The organism is Hyalangium ruber (genome assembly GCF_034259325.1).
In the GTDB taxonomy this organism is placed as follows: domain Bacteria; phylum Myxococcota; class Myxococcia; order Myxococcales; family Myxococcaceae; genus Hyalangium_A; species Hyalangium_A rubrum.
In genome coordinates, this window is sequence record NZ_JAXIVS010000021.1 from 33,497 (window position 1) to 51,989 (window position 18,493).

Annotated in this window: 6 protein-coding genes and 1 tRNA gene; 2 read left to right on the top strand and 5 right to left on the bottom strand. The window is 69.8% G+C overall.

The annotated features are described in order from the left end of the window. The first annotated feature begins 6 nt into the window (after positions 1-6). Positions 7-2,748 (top strand): PAS domain-containing sensor histidine kinase, encoded by a 2,742-nt coding sequence (locus tag SYV04_RS39485; protein WP_321551249.1) that lies wholly within the window; start codon positions 7-9, stop codon positions 2,746-2,748. Here SYV04_RS39485 and SYV04_RS39490 read toward each other — a convergent pair. From SYV04_RS39490 to SYV04_RS39500, 3 genes are all read right to left on the bottom strand, one after another. Beyond that, the gene (locus SYV04_RS39490; protein ID WP_321551250.1) at positions 2,732-4,438 is read right to left on the bottom strand and encodes an acyclic terpene utilization AtuA family protein; all 1,707 of its coding nucleotides are present in this window, start codon (positions 4,436-4,438) and stop codon (positions 2,732-2,734) included. The genes SYV04_RS39485 and SYV04_RS39490 overlap by 17 nt on opposite strands. A gap of 137 nt (positions 4,439-4,575) precedes the next feature. Further along, positions 4,576-5,823 (bottom strand): imm11 family protein, encoded by a 1,248-nt coding sequence (locus SYV04_RS39495; protein WP_321551251.1) that lies wholly within the window; start codon positions 5,821-5,823, stop codon positions 4,576-4,578. A 15-nt stretch (positions 5,824-5,838) separates the two neighbouring features. Then, positions 5,839-7,194, bottom strand: a complete 1,356-nt coding sequence (locus tag SYV04_RS39500; protein ID WP_321551252.1) for an AHH domain-containing protein — start codon at positions 7,192-7,194, stop codon at positions 5,839-5,841. 250 nt (positions 7,195-7,444) lie between these two features. Here SYV04_RS39500 and SYV04_RS39505 point away from each other — a divergent pair. Next, positions 7,445-7,518, top strand: a tRNA-Ile gene (locus SYV04_RS39505). 118 nt (positions 7,519-7,636) lie between these two features. Here the strand turns inward: SYV04_RS39505 and SYV04_RS39510 are convergent. Both SYV04_RS39510 and SYV04_RS39515 read right to left on the bottom strand, forming a co-directional pair. Beyond that, positions 7,637-12,244: a type I polyketide synthase gene (locus SYV04_RS39510; protein ID WP_321551253.1), complete on the bottom strand. Its 4,608-nt coding sequence runs from the start codon at positions 12,242-12,244 to the stop codon at positions 7,637-7,639. Between the two features lies 1 nt (position 12,245). Further along, the gene (locus SYV04_RS39515; protein WP_321551254.1) at positions 12,246-18,482 is read right to left on the bottom strand and encodes a type I polyketide synthase; all 6,237 of its coding nucleotides are present in this window, start codon (positions 18,480-18,482) and stop codon (positions 12,246-12,248) included. Positions 18,483-18,493: the final 11 nt, after the last annotated feature.

An 18,493-nucleotide genomic window follows, 5' to 3' on the forward strand; every position in this document is an offset into this window, starting at 1 on the left:
TCCCGCGTGTCCAAAGCTCGAACCGAGAGCAGCCGGGCACAACTCGAGGCCGTGATCAATGCGATGGCCGACGGCGTGGTCGTCTTCGACATGGACGGCAACGTAGTCCTGGTCAACGAGGCAGAGGCCCGGATCTGTGGCTTCGCGAGTGCCGAGGAGATGAAGCGCGATCTCGCGTTCTTCGCGGAGATCTACGAGCTCTCGCTCGAAGATGGGCGCCATGTTCCCGTGAAGGAGTGGCCCGTCTCGCTGGTGCTGGCGGGCCAGACCCTCAACCAGCTGCAACTCCGCGCCCGGCGACGCGATACGGGACAAGAGTGGGACATCCAGTTCAGCGGAGCGCCCGTTCGGGATGACACGGGAGCACAGGTGCTCGCCGTCGTCATCACCCGCGACATCACGGATCACGTCCGCGCCGAGAAGACGCTCCGTGCTTCGCAAGAGCGCTACCGGGCGCTCTTCGAGGCCATCGATGAAGGCTTCTGCGTCATGCGGATGATCTTCGACGAACACGACAAAGCCATCGACTACCAATTCCTCGAGACGAACGCCGCCTTCGAGCGCCACACCGGGCTCGCGAATGCCGTGGGAAAGAAGGTCAGCGAGCTCGTTCCACAGCTCGATGAGTCCTGGTTTCGGATCTACGGACGGGTGGCGCTCACCGGCGAGGCGCTGCGCTTCGAGAATCACGCCCCGGCGATGGGCCGCTGGTTCGAGGTGTACGCGTCTCGCGTGGGCGAGCCGGAGCGCCGGCTGGTCACGCTCGTCTTCAAGGACATCACCGAGCGCAAGCTGGCGGAGCAGGCGCTCCGCGAGAGCGAGGCCCGCGCGCACCAGGCTGCCGCCAAGGCCGAAGCCGAGAGCCGCCTGCTCGACGCCGTGCTCGCGGCGGCGCCCGCGGGCATCATCGTGGCGGACGCCACCGGCAGGATCGTTCGGACGAACCCCGCCAATGCGCGCCTGTGGGGAGTCGTCCCCATGTCCTCCAGCGTGGACGAGTACCACGAGTGGAAGGGCTGGTGGGCTGACGGCTCGGAGCGGCAGGGCCGCCGCGTGGAGGCACATGAGTGGGCCCTGACCCGGGCCCTGCGCGGAGAGAGCGCGCCGGGCGACATCGTCGAAATTGAACCGTTCGACGCTCCGGGGACGCGCCGCACCATGCTGAACTCCGGTGCCCCCGTGCGGGATTCGGCGGGAAACATCCTCGGGGCCGTGGTGGCACAGATGGACATCACCGCCCGCGTCGCGGCCGAGGAGGCCGTCCGAAGGAGCGAGGAGCGGCACCGGCTCGTCAGCCTCGCCACGAACGACGTGATCTGGGACTGGGATCTCCAGACGAACCAGGTTGAATGGAACGAAGCGGCGCTGGAGCAACTTGGCTACACGCCCTCGGCGATCGGCCACACCAGCGAGGGCTGGTACAGCTGCATCCACCCGGAGGATCTCGACCGGGTGCTCAAGGGAATCCACGCGGCGATCGATGGCGACCAGGACAGCTGGACCGACGAGTATCGCTTCCGCAGGAGCGATGGCTCCTACGTCACCTTCCTCGATCGCGGGCACATTGGCAGGGACGCTTCCGGCAAGGCCGTGCGCATGATTGGCTCGATGTTCGATCTGACCGAGCGTCATCGGGCAGAAGCCGCCCTGCGGGAGAGCAAGGAGCGCTTCGAGGCGCTGGCAGACAACATCTCCCAGCTCGCCTGGATGGCGGACGAGACGGGGTGGATCTTCTGGTACAACCAGCGCTGGTTCGACTACACGGGCACGACGCTCGAGGAGATGGAGGGCTGGGGCTGGCGGAAGGTCCACCACCCGGAGCACGTGGAGCGCGTCGTCGAGCGGTTCCGGCAGCACATCTCCTCGGGAGAGGTGTGGGAAGAGACCTTCCCGCTGCGCTCCAAGACGGGCGAGTACCGCTGGTTCCTCACCCGCGCCCGTCCCATCCGGGACGAGCTGGGCCGGGTGCGCCGCTGGTTTGGAACCAACACGGACATCACCGCGCAGCGCGAGACCGAGGCGCGGTTGAAGGAAGCCCTCAAGGCACGCGACGAGTTCCTCTCCATCGCGAGCCATGAGCTGAGGACTCCGCTCACGTCGATGAAGTTGCAGCTGCACCTGATGCAGCGCGGCCTCGAGCACGGCGACCCGAGCGCCGCCTCGGCGGAGCGGGTCCGCAAGCTCGTGGAGCAGTCGAATCGACAGATCGCACGGCTCGCACGGCTGATCGACGACATGCTCGACATCGCGCGCATCCAGACGGGCCGGCTCGTCATCGAGCCGACCCCGGTGGACGCCGTCGAGCTCACCCGGGATGTGCTGGGGCGCCTGGGCCCGCATCTGGCCGAGGCAGGCACTCCCGCCACGCTGGAGGCGCCGGAGCGGCTCGAGGCCCGGTGGGATCCCTTCCGCATCGAGCAGGTCATCACGAACCTGCTCACCAACGCCATGCGTTATGGGAACCACAAGCCGGTCACCGTGCGGCTGCGCTCACGCGAGGGGCGCATCCTGCTGAGCGTGCAAGACCAGGGGCTGGGCATCGCGAAGGCGAGCCAGGAGCGCATCTTCAACCGCTTCGAGCGGGCCATCTCCGCGAGCGTCGTGTCGGGCCTGGGCCTGGGGCTCTTCATCAGCCGGCAGATCGTCGAGGCGCACGGCGGCCGCATCTGGGTGGAGAGCGAGGGCCCGGGTCGAGGCTCGACGTTCTGCGTCGAGCTCCCCGCCTTCGCGGCTACCGCTCGTTCCTGAGCAGTGCCTCGGGAACATCGATGTGGCGGGAGCGGAGCCACTCGCCCAGCGCCTTGCCCTGTGGATCGAAGCGCGTAGACGACGAGACGCCCTCGCCGAGAATCCCGTCGATGACGAAGTTCAGCCCTCGGAGCCGGGGGAAGAGGTGCCGCTCGATGGGGAAGGCGGCGGCCTCGGGGAGCAGCTCGCGGAGCTTGTCCGAGGTAAGCGTATGCACGAGCCACCTCCACGCCTCGTCCGTGCGGGCCCAGACGCCGATGTTGGCCGTGCCTCCCTTGTCGCCACTCCGCGCGGCGACGATGCGACCGAGTGGCACTCGACGCGTTGGACCCGCGGGCAGCGGCTCGGGGAGCGCGGGTGACTCCGCCGGTCCGAGGGCCAGCGTCTGCTCCGAAGGAGGAATGACGGAGCGCGTCCCGTCTGGGAGGACAGCGACATGCTCCACCTTCGCCGCGTCGACGTAGGCCGGCGTGTAGACGCCGTAGGGAGCGCTGTCCGCTGGAGGCGCCGTCATCGTGAAGCCGGGATAGCTCCCCAGCGCCAGCTCCACCGCCGCGCCGCTGAAGGCCCGTCCGATCACCTTCGCGTCGGGGTCCTTCACCACCACCCGCAGGAACGCCGCCGCCTGCTCCTCCGTGGGCGCGTCCTCCCGGTCGGTCCGGACGAGCGTCCAGTGGATCTCCTTCGGCTTGCGGGGCAGCGCGGCCTCGAGCTGCTCGCGGGCCAGGCGGGCCTTCTCCTCGATGTCGAGGCCGACGAGGACGAACGTCGACTCGTTGCGGTACCCGCCGAGGTGGTTGAGGCAGACCTTCACCGTGGGCGGGGGTGGCTCGCCACGAACGCCCGTGATGCGGACACGGTCCTTGCCGTCGGAGGACAGCGAGAGCGTGTCGAAGCGGGCCGTCGCGTCGGGCCCCGCGTACCGGGCCCCAGTGATTTCGTAGACGAGCTGCGCGGTCACCGTGTCCACCGTCACCGCGCCGCCCGTGCCCGGGTGCTTGGTGATGACGGAACTCCCATCTTCATGGATCTCCGCGAGCGGGAAGCCGGGTCGGCGGGCGTCCAGCTCCGTGAAGAAGGAGTAGTTGCCTCCTGTGGCCTGGGCACCACACTCCAGCACATGGCCGGCGACCATCGCCCCCGCGAGCCGGTCCCAGTCATCCGTCCGCCAGCCGAAGTGCGCGGCCGCCGGGCCCACGACGAGCGAGGCGTCCGTCACGCGTCCGGTGACGACGATGTCCGCTCCCGCGCGCAGGCACGCGGCGATTCCCCACGCTCCCAGGTACGCGTTCGCCGTGATGGGCGTGCCCAGCCCCAGCGCATCCGCGTTGCCCGAGAGATCGTCGCCCTCCACGTGCGCGACCCGGGCCTTCACGCCCAGACGCTCGGAGAGCTGGCGGAGCGCGGTGGCGAGCCCCACGGGGTTCAAGCCGCCCGCGTTGGTGACGACCCGGACCTTCTTCTCCATGGCGAGCGCCAGGCACTGCTCCATCTGGCGGAGGAAGGTCTTCGCGTAACCGAGATCCGGATCCTTCATCCGATCGCGACCGAGGATCAGCATCGTCAGTTCGGCGAGGTAGTCGCCGGTGACGACATCAAGCTGACCGCCTTCGAGCATCTCGCGGACCGCCGAGAAGCGGTCTCCATAGAAGCCCGAGGCATTGCCGATACGCAGGGGGGACGCGGCCATATTTTCTCCACTCAGCGACGACACCTTCACCCCACTCTCTACACCAGCCTCCGCACACCGGGGCGAGCGCAGTACAGAAGAGTCACGAAACCGGGGCAAACCCAGGCGTCCCTAAGACGCCGCCCGGCCACTGACGATTACACCACCGGGCTTCGCCCGACGCGGGACAGGTGTCCGTGGCCCTCCTCGTCGAACCGCCGTAGCAGTTCGTCCCGGCCCTTCTTGCCGTGCTCCAGGAGGTAGGACAGCTCCGTCGGTAGTAGCGCCTGGACGGTGACGAGCCGCACCTCCCCGGACGGCATGGGGAAGCTCCGGGGGAGCGCGCTCGGCCCCATGCCCAGCAGCACACCCACCCTGCCCTCCTGAGTGACGAGCGGCTGGGGCATGCCCTTGCCGGAGACCTCCATGGACATCCAGCCCGTCTTCACCTTCTCGCGCACCCGCTCGTGCTCCGCCACCTCGTCACCCACCCGCTCCAGCAGCAGCAGGGGCCAGCTCTCATGGGCGTCCTTGAGGGGCTCGTCTGTCTCCAGGGCCAGCTCCAATCCGAAGCCCACGGACGGCTCCACGCGGTCCACGAAGAAGTCTGAGAGTCCATCCGTCACCAGCAGGGTGCGTCCACCTGGCCGGTGGATGACACGCCAGACCTGCCGCCGGGCGGGCCATGAGCCGCCCACGACGATGGGGATGATGGCTTCCTCGTCCAACCTTCCCAGAGTGCGCCAGAAGGCCTCGCGGGCGGCGTCCGTCTGCTCTCGCAACGCAATGAGTCGCTGGTTCCGTTCGCGCTCCTCATGGCTGATGGCGCTGGGGCCGGTGACCTCCTTGAACTTCACGCCCGTGATCCCCGCGCGATCAAGGGCCTCTTTGATGTCCTCGGAGACAATGAGGGCGATGGTCCATCCCCAGGTGCGGAACACCCTGGCATCCCCCACCTTCGAGGGGTCGATGCGCATGCCATAAACGGCGCGGTACTGTCCTGTCTTCTCTGGCCGACCGTCCTCCGGCCTCCAGTACCGAACCTCCTCAGAGGCCTTGTCATCAATGCAGCGGACAATGCGGGTAGCGTTCAGGATGGAGAACTGATCCGGTTGCCCGGTGATCCCCACAGGGATGATCTCCACGTCGCTCGGAGCCATCTCCGCAAGAAGGGATGCCACCCTGGCGTGGACGACGGGGATGCTGAAGGCTGCATGCGAGAAGTCGAGGGGAATGCCGGGTCTCTCGGCCGGAATCTGAACATGGCCCTTGAACCGGGCAGGCTCTCCCACCCTGAACTGCCAAGGGTCTTCGAGCTGATGGCCGTTCTGATCAAGGGGATGGCCCAGCTCCCAACGCCCTGGCAGGTACACATCGTCCGCTAGATCGAAGTACCGCTTCGGCATGGCTCCCTCTTACCGTCATGGGTTCCGGGTAACCAGCCGGTTGAGCCGTGTACCCGGTGTGGAGATTTCCTCGGCCAACGCGCGAAGTTCTGCTTCCAGCGCCTGCCTGCACATCTGAATCGTCCGGCACCTGGTCGTTGCGTCATCGAGCCGCCTGTAGATCTCCTCGTGGTACTCCTGCGGGTGGGGCCCCTTGTGGCCCCTGATGCGGACAATGTTCGCCGGATCGTTCAACGACATACCGGCCCGGTCGAAGATCTTCTGGAACTTCGGCGTCCATGGGCCGCCGCTGTGAGTGGCCTCGGTCCACTTGTCCGTGGCGATGTGGTGGTCGTGTCCCTCTGCATCCACCGGCCTGGAAGCCGCCCCGCTCATGCTCTGAGCAGTCGCGGCGACCGCATTGGGAGCCAGGGCGATGGTGACCGCATCAGCGGTCACGGTCACGGCTTCCACCTGCGCCACTTCCGTCAGTCGAACTCCCACCCGCGCTGCGCCTGCCGCTGACGCTTGAGCCGAGCCCGGCAGCGTGGGCACCTTGGCTGAGAAGCTTGCCGCCGTCTGACCGATGGCGGCAGTGAGCAGCAGGGCGAATGCCCGCGCCGCGTTCTTCCCCATCACCTTGCCGTACTTGCTCCCGGCATCGCGGATCGCCGCGAACGTGGTGGCGTGATCCAACTCCTCCACCATCCGCCTGAAGCCTTGGATGAGCGTCCAGAACGTGTCCACTCCGATGTAACAGACGAAGCTGGCCGTGACGACCGTCGCCAGCCCTTTGGAGAACACCGGCTCGGGCGCCAGCCACATCGCCGCGTAGATCGCCATCGTCCAGTACAGCGTGGCCTTGATCGCCTCCGGGTCGGCCAGGTCCTTGAAGGCCTGCATCATCTCCGGCACCACCTCTTCGATGGCGAAGGACATGGCCAGGGCGTAACGGCCATCCCCGGTAAGGACAGGGTGAGTCATCAGCGCCTTGCGACAATCCCCAGGCTTCCCGAGGGCCTCGCAGAACTGCAAGTATTCCTGCGTCACTCGCGCAGCCACCTCGGCCCACTCCGAAGCCAGGGGCGGTGCGTCCAGCGGAACAACTCCTTCGCGCTGGGTGTAGCGGTACCAGCCACTGCGTGGGGAGACTTCGAACTGCTCCCTCGCGGCTTTCTCCGGGTTGAAAGAGGGCCTCATCCGCCGGACCTCCTTCGCGATGGCCTGGGTGAACTCCTCCTTCCCCAACTCCACCGGATTGGACTCGCCCGTGCGGGGGATGTGAATGAGGGGCGGGCCCTGCCCCGCCTCCAGGCGTACCTCGGGCGTCGTGCTGCACGTCGTGAACAGGGCCAAGAGCAAGACTGCAACGAGCAGACGCCCAGGCGCCATGAGACGCCCTCCAGATCAAAGAGGGTTCCAGCCTACGAGAACGTTGACTCCGATCCCCAGGCCCTTGCGAAAACAGGGACTTGCGCGAACAAGCTCCCGGGACCGTCCGCGAACGTGGACGGTGCAGCCAGGGCCGGGCCTGCTCAGCACTTCTAACTCAGTTAGAAGTGCCCACTCGCCGCCTCGCAGTTGCATGTACCGAACCCCTTGCGGCGGCGCGTCAGGCTCGGTATAGGGGGCAGCACTTCATGGCCAGGTAGCTCACCTGGTTAGAGCGGCGGTCTCATAATCCGCAGGTAGTCGGTTCAAGTCCGACCCTGGCCACAGGCCCCGGAGTCACTCCCTGAGTGATTCCGGGGCTTTTTCTTTGTCCCAAGCGCTCAGCAGCGGCCCGAGCCCGAGCGCCTGGAGGGCTTCCAGGCACTCGACTCCAGAGCCCGCCTCAGGCGTTGGACGCCAGCGGCTTCTCCGCCAGGTGGTTCACCAGCTCCGCGATCGTGGGGTGATCGAAGAGCAGCGTGGCCGAGAGCCGATCCTCGAGCCCCGTCTGGAGGGACTTGCGCAGCTCGACCGACGTCAGCGAGTCCATCCCGAGGTCGAAGAGGTTCTGCTGCGCGTCGAGATCCTGGGACTTGTCGAAGCCCAGCACCCGGCGCACCTCCTCCTGGACATAGCTCTGCAAGAGGGAGCGACGCTCCTCGCCCTCACACCGCGCCAGCTTGCTGCGCAGGGGCACCGTCTGTGTCGTGGGGACTGGTGCCGCGGGCACGTTCACCCGCGGAGTCGGAGCGGCCTCCTCCACCAGCCGGCTCATCCAGGCAGGCTGCTCGCCCGCAGCGAATTTGCCCGCGAACTTCGCCCAATCCGCCGCCAGGATGGTCACCTGCGCCAGCGGGCTCTGGACCACCAGCTGCATTGCCTCCACCGCCCGGTCTGGAGCGAAGGACTCCACGCCCCGGTCCAACCAGCGGCGACGCTCCGCCTCGCCCAGCCCCGCGGCCATGCCCACCTCCGCCCAGGGACCCCAGTTGATGCTCAGCGCGGGCAGGCCCATCGCCCGGCGACGGTGCGCCAGGCCATCCAGGAACGCGTTGGCCGCCGCGTAGTTCCCCTGCCCCGCCGAGCCGATGAGGCACGACACCGAGGAGAACAGGAGGAAGAGATCCAGCGGCAGCTCTCGCGTGGCCAGGTGCAGGTTCCACGCTCCCACCACCTTCGGTGCGAAGACGCGCGTGAAGCGCTCCCAGCTCTGGCGCAGCAGCACCCCGTCATCCAGCACTCCCGCCGCATGCACCACTCCGCGCAGCGGCGGCAGGTGCTGGTGGATGTGGGCCAGCACCTCGGCCACGTCCTCCTGCTTCGAGACATCCGCCCGGAGCACCGTCACCTTCACTCCGGCCTGGCCCAGCGTCGCGATCGCCTCGCGTCCCGAGTCCGACGGATCCTTGCGGCCCAGCAGCACGAGGTGCTTCGCCCCTCGCTCCGCCATCCAGCGCGCCACCCGGAGCCCCAGCCCTCCCAGGCCACCCGAGATCAGGTACGTGCCCTCGGCAGACAACGTGTACCCCGCGGCATCGGGACGCTGCGCGCCCTGGACAGGCATCAGCCGCAGCACGCGCCGCCCATCCCCGCGCAGCACCGTGTCCTCCGACGCGCCCACGGAGAGCTCCGACAGGAGCTGCCCCGCCTCCTCCGCTCCGCCCTGTCCGAGCGGAGCCAGATCGATGCGCCGGCTCTTCAGCTCGGGGTGCTCCACCGCCAGGACGTTGCCCAGGCCCCACAGGGTGGCTTGGGCCGCGTCCAGCTTGGAGGGCTCCGCTCCCGCCTGCTGCGCCCCTCGCGTCACCAGCCAGAGGCGAGGCGGCTCCGCCTGCTCCAGTCGAGCGAGCGCCTGCGCCAGGTGCAGCACGCTGCCCGTGCCCAGCGCGAGGGCCCCTTCCAGCGCCTCGACCGAGCTCCCCTCCTCCACCGCGAGCTGCGTCGCCCACAGGTGGACCACGCCCACCAGCGGCGCATGGATGGAGGACAGCTCGCGCAGGAGCCTCCGGAACTCGTCCGGACGCCGCGGATCCACCTGATACTGATTCGCCGAGAGCCGCTCGTAGCCGGCCCCCGCCGTCACCGTGATGCAGGTGTTCTCCCGCGCGCGAAGCTGCGCCGCGAGCTCCGCGCCCAGACCGCGCTCGTCCTCGAGGACGAGCCAGGTTCCCTGGGGCAGCGGACCCGAGGCCGCGAGCGGCTGGGGCTCCCACACCGTCTCGTACAGCCAGCGGTCCGGGGTGGTGGTCAGCGGCTTGCGCAGCTTCTGGCTCGCATCCCGGAACACGAGGCCTCGCGCTTCCGCGATCCGCGCGCCGCTCGCATCGAACAGGGTCACATCCCCCGTCTTCACGCCCGCCGTCCCACCGGGACGCAGCCGCGCGTGGCACTTCAGCTCGCCGGCAGCGCTCGCCCCCCGGAACGCGAACGTCTCCAGGCTGAACGGAACATGGAGCCCCTCCGCCCCACCCTCCGCCTGCTCCACCACCGCATACAGCGACTGGAAGCAGGCATCGATGAGGCCCGGGTGCAGCGAGTACTGCTCGCCGCTCGCCACCACCTCCGCCGGCAGCCGCAGAAGGCCCACGGCCTCCCCTTCTCCCACCCAGAGGGTGTCGATGCAGCGGAAGGCGGGACCGAAGTGGTAGCCCTTGCCCGCGAGGCGCCCGTAGAACTCCTCGCCCGGGAGCTGTCGCTCGCAGCGAGCCTGGAGCGCGTCCACCGGCAGCGCGCCGGAGGCGGCCACTCCCGCGGGAGACAGGCGCAACCGGCCCGTGGCCGCCAGCGCCCAGGTGGCCTCCTCACCTGCCTGCTTCGACTCGCGCAGTCCGAGGATCTGGAAGGAGAAGCCCGAGCCCTCCGGCTTCAGCAGGAGCTGCACGCGCTGCGCCTCGTCATCCGCCACCGTGAGCGGCTGGAGCAGGTTCAGGTCCTCCACCTGGCAGGCGCGCCCGCCGAGCGCCGTCTCCGCGGCCGCGAGCAGCATCGACACGTGGGAGGCCCCCGGAATCACCCGCTGCCCGTGCAGACGGTGGTCGTCCAGGAACCGAGGCGCCCCCGGAGAGAACCACACCTCGAAGACCCGATCCTGGATCAGCGGAGAGCGGATCGGCTCGCCCGGGAAGGGACTGGCGCTGGCGCCCCTCCGAGGCGTGGGCGCGGCCACGGTCGGCTTGCCCGTCCCCACGGCCCAGCAGCGGCGACGCTCGAACGGATAGGTGGGCAGCGCCAGCGTGCGACGCGGCACGTTCCCCTCCAGTCCCGTCCAGTCCACGCCATCCCCGCGAACGTAGCGGCGCGCCAGCTCCTCCAGCGCCAGCCGATCGCTCTCGGAGCCATCCAGGATCGGGAGGATCCGGCTGCGAGACTGCTCGCGCGCCAGCCCCGTCCGCACGCCCCGGGTGACATTGCCGGAGGCAAAGGCCCGCAGCTTCTCGCTCAGCTCGGCCGTCGAGCCCGTCACCACCGCCAGCCGGTGCGGGAAGTGGACGCGGCAGAGGTTCACCGTGTGGCAGAGGTCCGCGAGCGACTCCGCGGGGTTCTTCTCCAGGTGCTCCGCGTAGCGAAGCGCCAGCGCCTTCAGCGCCGTCTCGCTCCGGGCCGACAGCGTGAAGAACTGCCAGGGCCGCTCAGGGCGAGGAGCCACCGACGGCTCCGCGGGCGCCTCCTCCAGGAGCACGTGCGCGTTCGTCCCGCTGATGCCGAACGAGCTGACACCGGCGATGCGCGTGCCCTGCGCGGGCGTCCACGGCGTGAGGCGCGTCGGGAAGACCACCGGCGTGCCGCTCACGTCGATACGGGAGCTCACCTGCTTGAGCGTCGGGTGCGGCGGGATCTGCTGGTGCCGCATCGACAGCACCACCCGGATGAGGCCCGCGACGCCCGAGGCGGACTCCAGGTGGCCGATGTTCGCCTTGGCCGTGCCGACGAGCAGGGGCGCCTCCGGCTCCCGCCCCTCTCCCAGCACCGTCGTCAGCGCCCCCACCTCTATCGGATCCCCGAGCGGCGTACCCGTCCCGTGGGCCTCCACGTAGCCCACCTGCCCAGGCTCCAGCCCCGCGTTCTGCAGCGCGGCCCGGATCAGCTCCTGCTGCGCCAGCCCGTTGGGCACCGTGAAGCCGCCACTCGGTCCGTCCTGGTTCACCGCCGACCCACGGATGAGCGCCAGGATGCGATCGCCGCTCCGCTGCGCGTCCGACAGCCGCTTCAGCAGCAGCACACCGCAGCCCTCGCCCCGGCCGTAGCCGTCGGCCGACTCGTCAAAGGACTTGCACCGCCCGTCCGGAGCCAGCGCGCCCGCCTTCGACAGCGCCAGGGTGATGTCCGGCGAGAGCATCAGGTTGACGCCACCCACCAGCGCCAGCTCGCACTCTCCACTCCGCAGGCTCTTGAGGGCCGAATGCACCGCCACGAGCGACGAGGAGCATGCCGTGTCCACCGACATGCACGGCCCCTGGAGGCCCAGCACGTAGGAGAGCCGGCCCGCCGCGCCGTTGAGCGACGTGCCCGTCACGTAATAGAGGTCCAGCAACGCCGGATCCGCGTCCTTCACCCGCTGGGCGTAGTCCCCATAGGTGATGCCGACGAACACGCCGGTGCGCGAGCCCTGGAGCTTCTCCGGAGACTGTCCGGCGTTCTCCAGGGCCTCCCACCCCACCTCCAGCAAGAGCCGCTGCTGCGGATCCATGCTCACCGCCTCGCGCGGCGAGATGCCGAAGAACTGGGGGTCGAACTCATCCACGTTCGACAGGAAGCCACCGGGACGCAGCTTCGCCCGCGTCGCCGCGTCCTCCCACCGCGCCTCCGAAGGCATGGAGACGGCGTCCACTCCGCTGCGGAGCAACTCCCAGAACGCCTCCGGGTTCTCCGCGCGCGGGAAGCGGCACGCCATACCGATGATCGCGATCGGCTCCGAGTTCGCACGCGTCACCGCATCGAGCTTCGCCTTCATCGCCCGCAGCTCCAGCAATGCACGCTTGACGGGCGAAGGATCCGTTTCCTGGGTGTTCATCTCAGTTACTCCCACTCAGCATTTCGAGTTCTTTCAACAAGAGGGCTTCCGCTTCGGCCTCCGAGAGCAGGCTCAGATCGGCCGTGAGGTCTTGCTTCGCCGGGACCGCGGGCGGAGCAGGTCGGCGCGGCGGTACGACGGCCGCGGGGGGTTTCTCCGTCCAGCGCAGGACCGTTCCCGCCACGAACTCCGTGAGGGCCTCGAGGGTCGGGTAGTTGAAGACCACCGTCGTGGGCAGCGAACGGCCGAGTCCCGCCTCCAGCCGCTTGCGGAACTGCACGGTCATCAGCGAGTCCATGCCCATGTCGAAGAGCCCCTTGCGCGTCGGCAGCGCCTGGGGGTCCGTGAGGCCCAGCACCTTCGCGGCCTCGGCGCGCAGCCGGTCGAGCAGCACCTCGCGACGGGTCTCCACCGACATGTCGTCGAGCCGCAGCAGCAGCCAGCCCGAGGCCTCCTCTTCCTGGGGTGCCTCCTCCGCGTCGGCCAGGGCCGCCATGTTCCGCAGGAAGGGCCGCTCGCGCCGAGCCTCCTGCACGGGCAGGAAGGCGCTCCAGTCCACGTCCACCAGCGCCACCTGGCGCTGCTCCGAGGCGAGCAGGGAGGACAGGGCCTTCAGCGCCTGGACCGGAGCGAACTCCTTCAGGCCCACCTGCGAGGCGGCGTGCAGTTCCTCGGCCATGCCCCTGCCCGCCCACGGTCCCCAGTTCACAGACAGGCACGGCAGCCCGAGCGCGCGGCGGTGATGCGCCAACGCGTCCAGGAAGGCATTCCCCGCCGCATAGGGGCCCAGGCCTCCCGCGCCCCAGAGCGAAGCGATGGAGGACATGCAGAGGAAGAAGTCGAGCTCCAGGGAAGCACTGAGCCGGTGGAGGAGCCAGGCCCCGCTCACCTTGGCGCGCAGGAGCCGCGCCAGCTCTGCGGCGGAGAGTCCCGTGAGCGGCCCCCCGCCGAGCACTCCCGCCGCATGGACGATGCCGCCGAGCTTCGGCAGTGCCGAGCCAAAGGCCTGGAACACCTCCGCCATCCGGAGCGGATCGCCAACATCCGCGCTGAGCACCTCCACGCGCGCGCCCAGCGCCTCCAGCTCACGCACGGCCGAGACGGACGCGGCGACACCCTTCTCCAGCGCCCCGTCCCACCGGGCCCGCTCCGGCAAACCTCGCCGGGACAGCAACACCAGGTGACGGGCCCCCTGCCGCACCATCCAGCGCGCCAGCTCGAGGCCGAGCGCGCCCAGTCCTCCGGTCACCAGGTAGCTGCGGTCCTCCCGGAACGAAAGCTTCGTCCCCGCCACCGTCTCGTTCGGGCTCCGGGCAAGTCGGGCCACGTGCCGCAGCTCGCCGCGGAACGCCACCTGGTCCTCCCCGTCGGACGCGAGCAGCTCCTCCAGGACCTGATCCACCTCGTCCTCCGAGCCGGCCGGATCGAGATCGATGAGCCCTCCCCAGAACTCCGGGTGCTCCAGGCCCAGGGTCTTCCCCAGGCCCCAGAGGGGCGACTGAGCGATGCCGGGAACATCGGCGACCGCCTCCTCGCCGGAGACGGGCTGCGCGCCCCGCGTCACCACCCAGAGCCGCGGGGACTCGGACTTACGGCCCTTGGACAGCGCCTGAACCAGGGACACGAGCTTCGCGGGGCCCAGAGCCTGGGCCTCCTCCAAGGCCTTCACCGACAGATCCTTCGCGTCCGTCTCCTCGGAGGGTGCTCCACACCCGATGTAGACCACTCCCCGCAGGGGCTTCATGCCCCGCTGAGCGTGCGCCTCCAGCAGCACGCGGAAGTCCTCCGCCGCGTCCCCCGGCGCCGCGCGGTGAAGCTCGCTCAGGTCCACATGGACCGCGTCTTCCTTGCGCGCCTTCAGTTGCTTCACCACCGCCGTGCCCAGCCCCTTGGCGGGGGACAGCACCAGCCAGCTCCCCTTCCGGGAATCGCCACCGGGTTCCGTCGAGGGCTCCAGCTCCTTCGGCTCCCAGTTCGCCTCGTAGCGCCAGTCCGGAGAGGGCTCCTCGGAGGAGGACGCCTTTCGGGCGGAGGCCACGGGCGCCCGGAGCGTCCGCTCCCCCAGCTCCAACCAGTAGCGGCTGCGCTGCCAGGGGTGGTGCGGCAGGGCCTGGAAGTGCCCACCGTCTGGATAGAACTTCGTCCAGTCGGGCACGAACCCGGCGGCATAGAGTTCTCCGAGCGAGCCCGCGAGCGACGCCCACTCGTCACGTCCCCGGCGCAGCGACGGGACGGCCAGGGCCGGACGCCGACGCTGCTGCGCGCACTCCTGCACCGGCTGGCAGAGCGCGGGGTGCGGGCCGATCTCGATGAAGGTGTCGAACCCCTCGTCCAGCAGCGCCTGCACCGCCGTGGCGAAGCGCACGGGCTGCCGGACATTGTCTCCCCAGTACCCGGCCCCGACGGCGGCCGTGAGCACGCGGCTGCCCGTGACCGTCGAGAACAGCGGCACCGTGGGCACCCGAGAGGCGATGCCTTCGAGCGTGCGCACCAGCTCGGCCTTGTAGGGCTCCATCTGCGGGCTGTGGAAGGCGTAGTTCACCGGCAGGAAGCGGCAGACCACCTGGCGCTCCTCCAGCTTGCTCACCAACTCCTCCAGCGCGGCCGGCTCGCCGGACAGCACCGAGGAGATGGGGCTGTTGGACACCGCCACCGCGAGCCGTCCCGCGTAGGGGGCCACGAGCGCCTCGGCCTCCTCCAGGGGGAGGGCCACGGCCGCCATGCGCCCGCTGCCCTCGGACTGCTGCATGAGGCGGCCCCGGTGGTAGACCACCCGCACCGCGTCCTCAAGCGTGAGCGCGCCCGAGACGTGAGCCGCCGCCACCTCGCCCACGCTGTGGCCCACGATGACGTCGGGCTCAACACCCCAGGAGCGCCACAGCGCCGCCAGCGCCACCTGGAGCGAGAAGAGCGCCGGCTGCGCCACCGCCGTCTCCTTCAGGCGCGAGGCGCTGCCTTCCGCCGCCAGCTCGTCGAGCAGCGAGCGCCCCATATAAGGATGCAGCAGCTCGGCGCACCGCTCCAGCACGGCCCGGAAGACGGGCTCCCGCGCCAGGAGCTGGCGACCCATGCCCGCCCACTGCAATCCCTGGCCGGAGAAGACGAAGACCCGGCGGCCCTGTCCCCCCTGGGGCGCCGAGCGAGGAGCGCGGTCCGCCAGGAAGCTCTCCAGCTGCCGCACCAGCTCCTCGCGGGACCCGGTCGGCAACAGCAGCCGCTGCGAGTGGTGGCTGCGCTTGAGGGCGGCGCTGAAGCCCAGGTCCTTGACGGAGAGCCTCGGCTGCTCGCGCACCCGCGCCAGCACGTCCGCCGCGAAGGTCCGCAGCGACTCCGGCTCGCGCGCCGACAGCGGCACCAGGACGGCGCCTTCCGGCTCCCCGGAGCTCCCATTCCAGCGCAGCTCGCGCCCGTGCTTATAAAGGAGGGCGAGCGCGTCGAGCAGCACCGCGCGCCCGTCCTCGCCCCGCCGCAGCGAGGGCAACACCGGGCCCCAGCGCCCGTGGAGCTCCAGCGTGCGCTGGATGTCCCGGACGAGGATGGGGTGCGGGCTCACCTCCACGAAGAGCGAGTTCGACTCCCGGGCCGGCACCGCCACGGTCTGCGCGAAGAGCACCGGCTCCTGGAGGCTCCGGGCCCAGTAGTCCACGCTGAAGTCCGAGCCCTCGCACCACGCGGCACGAAGGGACGAGAGCATGGGCACCTGGGCCTTCTCCGGACGCAGCCCCTCCAGCTCCTGGCGAATCCGCGCCTCCAACGGGGCCATGAGCGGGCAATGCACGGCCGCATCGGTGCGAATCATCCGGGCCAGGACACCCCGGCGGCTCACCTCCGCCAGGACGGCCTCGAGCGCCCCCTTGTCTCCCGCGAGGACGCTGGAGACGGGACCGGCGTAGATGGCCAGCCAGAGGCGGCCCTCATGGCGTTGGACGAGCTGCTGGGCCTCCTGGGGAGACACCTCCAGGAAGGCCATACCCCCCTGCCCGCTCTGGCTCGCCGCGGCGCGCCCCAGGGCGCAGATGACCCGGGCCGCGTCGCCCAGCGAGAGGACTCCGGCGACATGCGCCGCGGCGACCTCGCCGATGCTGTGGCCCACCACGGCGTCGGGCTGGATTCCCCAGGAACGCCACACCGCCGCCAGCGCCACCTCCACGCCAAACAGCGTGGGCCAGAGCACATCGATGCGCTCCAGCTCTCGCGAGCCCTCCCCTCCCGCGAGCACCTCCAGGAGCGACCAGGGGACCTTTCCCTCTTCCCGCAGGGCCCGGTCACACGCCTGGAGCGCCGTGAGGAAGGCAGGCTCCTCGCGCATGAACTGCCGGGCCATCTCCGGCCACTGCGAGCCCTGCCCCGAGAAGGCGAAGATCAGCCGAGGGCGGCCCTCGGCGGGCACCTGGCCCACGGCCACCTCCGGGTGCTCGCCCGAGCAGAAGCCACCGAGCCGCTCGGCCAGCTCCGGCAACCCGCGGGCCGTCACGGCCAGCCGGTGCGCATGGCCTCCGGAGCGGGAGAGCGTCGACTGGCACAGCTCGGCCAGCGCCACGTCCGGAGCCCCACTCGCGGCCTGGGCCTTCAGCTCCAGCGCCTTCGCGCGAAGCCCCTCGGCCGTCTCCGCGGAGAACGCCAGGAGCTGCACGGGGCTGTGCGGCACGGCCTCGCAGACAACGTGCGCGTTGGTGCCTCCGAAACCGAAAGAGCTGATACCCGCCACGGCGGGCCCCTCCCCCACCGGCCACGGCCGAGGCGAGGTGACGACCTCCATGCGCAGATCCGAGAAGGCGATCAGCGGGTTCGGCTGCCGGAAGTGGAGGCTCGGAGGAATCCGCCCCTTCTGGAGCGACAGAGCGACCTTGATGAACCCGGCGATGCCGGAGGCCGCCTCCAGGTGGCCGATGTTCGTCTTCACCGAGCCCAGCAGGAGCGGCTCCTCCACGGGCCGGCCGCTGCTCAGCACGGCGCCCAGGGCGGAGGCTTCGATCGGATCTCCCAGCGCCGTGCCAGTGCCGTGGCACTCCACGTACCGGACGCGCTGGGGCTCCAACCCCGCCTGGCGGTAGGCGCGACGCAGGAGCTCCTCCTGCGCCTTCGGGTTCGGCGCGGTGAGGCCATTGCTCGCCCCATCGTTGTTCACCGCGCTGCCTCGGATGACGCACCAGATGGGATCGCCATCCCGAAGCGCCCGGCTCAGGGGCTTCAGCACCACCACGCCGGCGCCCTCTCCCCGGACGTACCCGTTGGCGCTGGCATCGAAGGCCTTGCTGCGTCCGTCCGGCGACAGGCCGCCGAACTTGCACATCTCCACCGTGCTCTCGGGCGCGAGGATCAGGTTGACGCCGCCCGCCAGCGCGACTTCGCACTCCCCGCTGCGCAGGCTCTGGCAGGCCAGATGGATGGCCACCAGCGACGAGGAGCACGCCGTGGTGACGGTGAGGCTCGGGCCGTTGAGCCCCAGCAGGTACGAGAGCCGCGCGGAGATGATGCTCAGGTCCTGCCCCGTCGCGGTGTGCTGGACGATGCCCTCCACCCCCATCGGCAGCCGGGCGTAGTCCGACTTCCAGGCACCGACGAAGACACCGGCGGAGCTGCCCTTGAGCCGCTCGGCGGGCAGGCCCGCGTCCTCCAGCGCCTCCCAGGCGATCTCCAGCATGAGGCGCTGCTGGGGATCCATCTGCGCCGCCTCGCGCGGCGAGATGCCGAAGAACATCGGATCGAACTGATCCACGCCCTCGATGAAGCCGCCATGGCGCGCGTGCATCTTCCCGGCCTCGGACGGATCCGGGTGGAAGAAGGACGGCAGGTCCCAGCGGTCCGAGGGCACCTCGGAGATCGCGTCGACGCCCTCGTTCAGCATCCTCCAGAAGGCCTCGGGGCTGGCCGCCTTCGGGAAGCGGCAGCCGATGCCAATGACGGCCACCGGCTCGTCCTGAACGGTGCGCCCCCCGGACGCCGCCGTGCCCAGGCGCTGGGCCCTCCCACCCGCCAGCGCCTGCGCCAGCGAGGCGATGGTGGGGTACGCATAGGCCAGCGTCGGAGACACCGGCTGTCCCAGCGCCTGGCTCAACTCCACCATCAACGCGGTGAGCCGCAGGGAGTCGAAGCCACAGCGGCTGAAGGACTCATCCCGAGCCACGAGGTGCTCGGGGCGGCCATCCTGCCGGGCCACGCGGATGCGGAGCCAGGCCTCGATGGCCGAAGCGCTGGCCGAAGGGCCGAGTTCTGGGGAGGGAGTGGTGGAGTCCATGGCGTTGACCG

Coding starts and splice junctions, on each gene's coding strand:
- SYV04_RS39490 (WP_321551250.1), bottom strand. CDS start 4,438: ATGGCCGCGTCCCCCCTGCGTATCGGCAATGCCTCGGGCTTCTATGGA.
- SYV04_RS39495 (WP_321551251.1), bottom strand. CDS start 5,823: ATGCCGAAGCGGTACTTCGATCTAGCGGACGATGTGTACCTGCCAGGG.
- SYV04_RS39500 (WP_321551252.1), bottom strand. CDS start 7,194: ATGGCGCCTGGGCGTCTGCTCGTTGCAGTCTTGCTCTTGGCCCTGTTC.
- SYV04_RS39510 (WP_321551253.1), bottom strand. CDS start 12,244: ATGAACACCCAGGAAACGGATCCTTCGCCCGTCAAGCGTGCATTGCTG.
- SYV04_RS39515 (WP_321551254.1), bottom strand. CDS start 18,482: ATGGACTCCACCACTCCCTCCCCAGAACTCGGCCCTTCGGCCAGCGCT.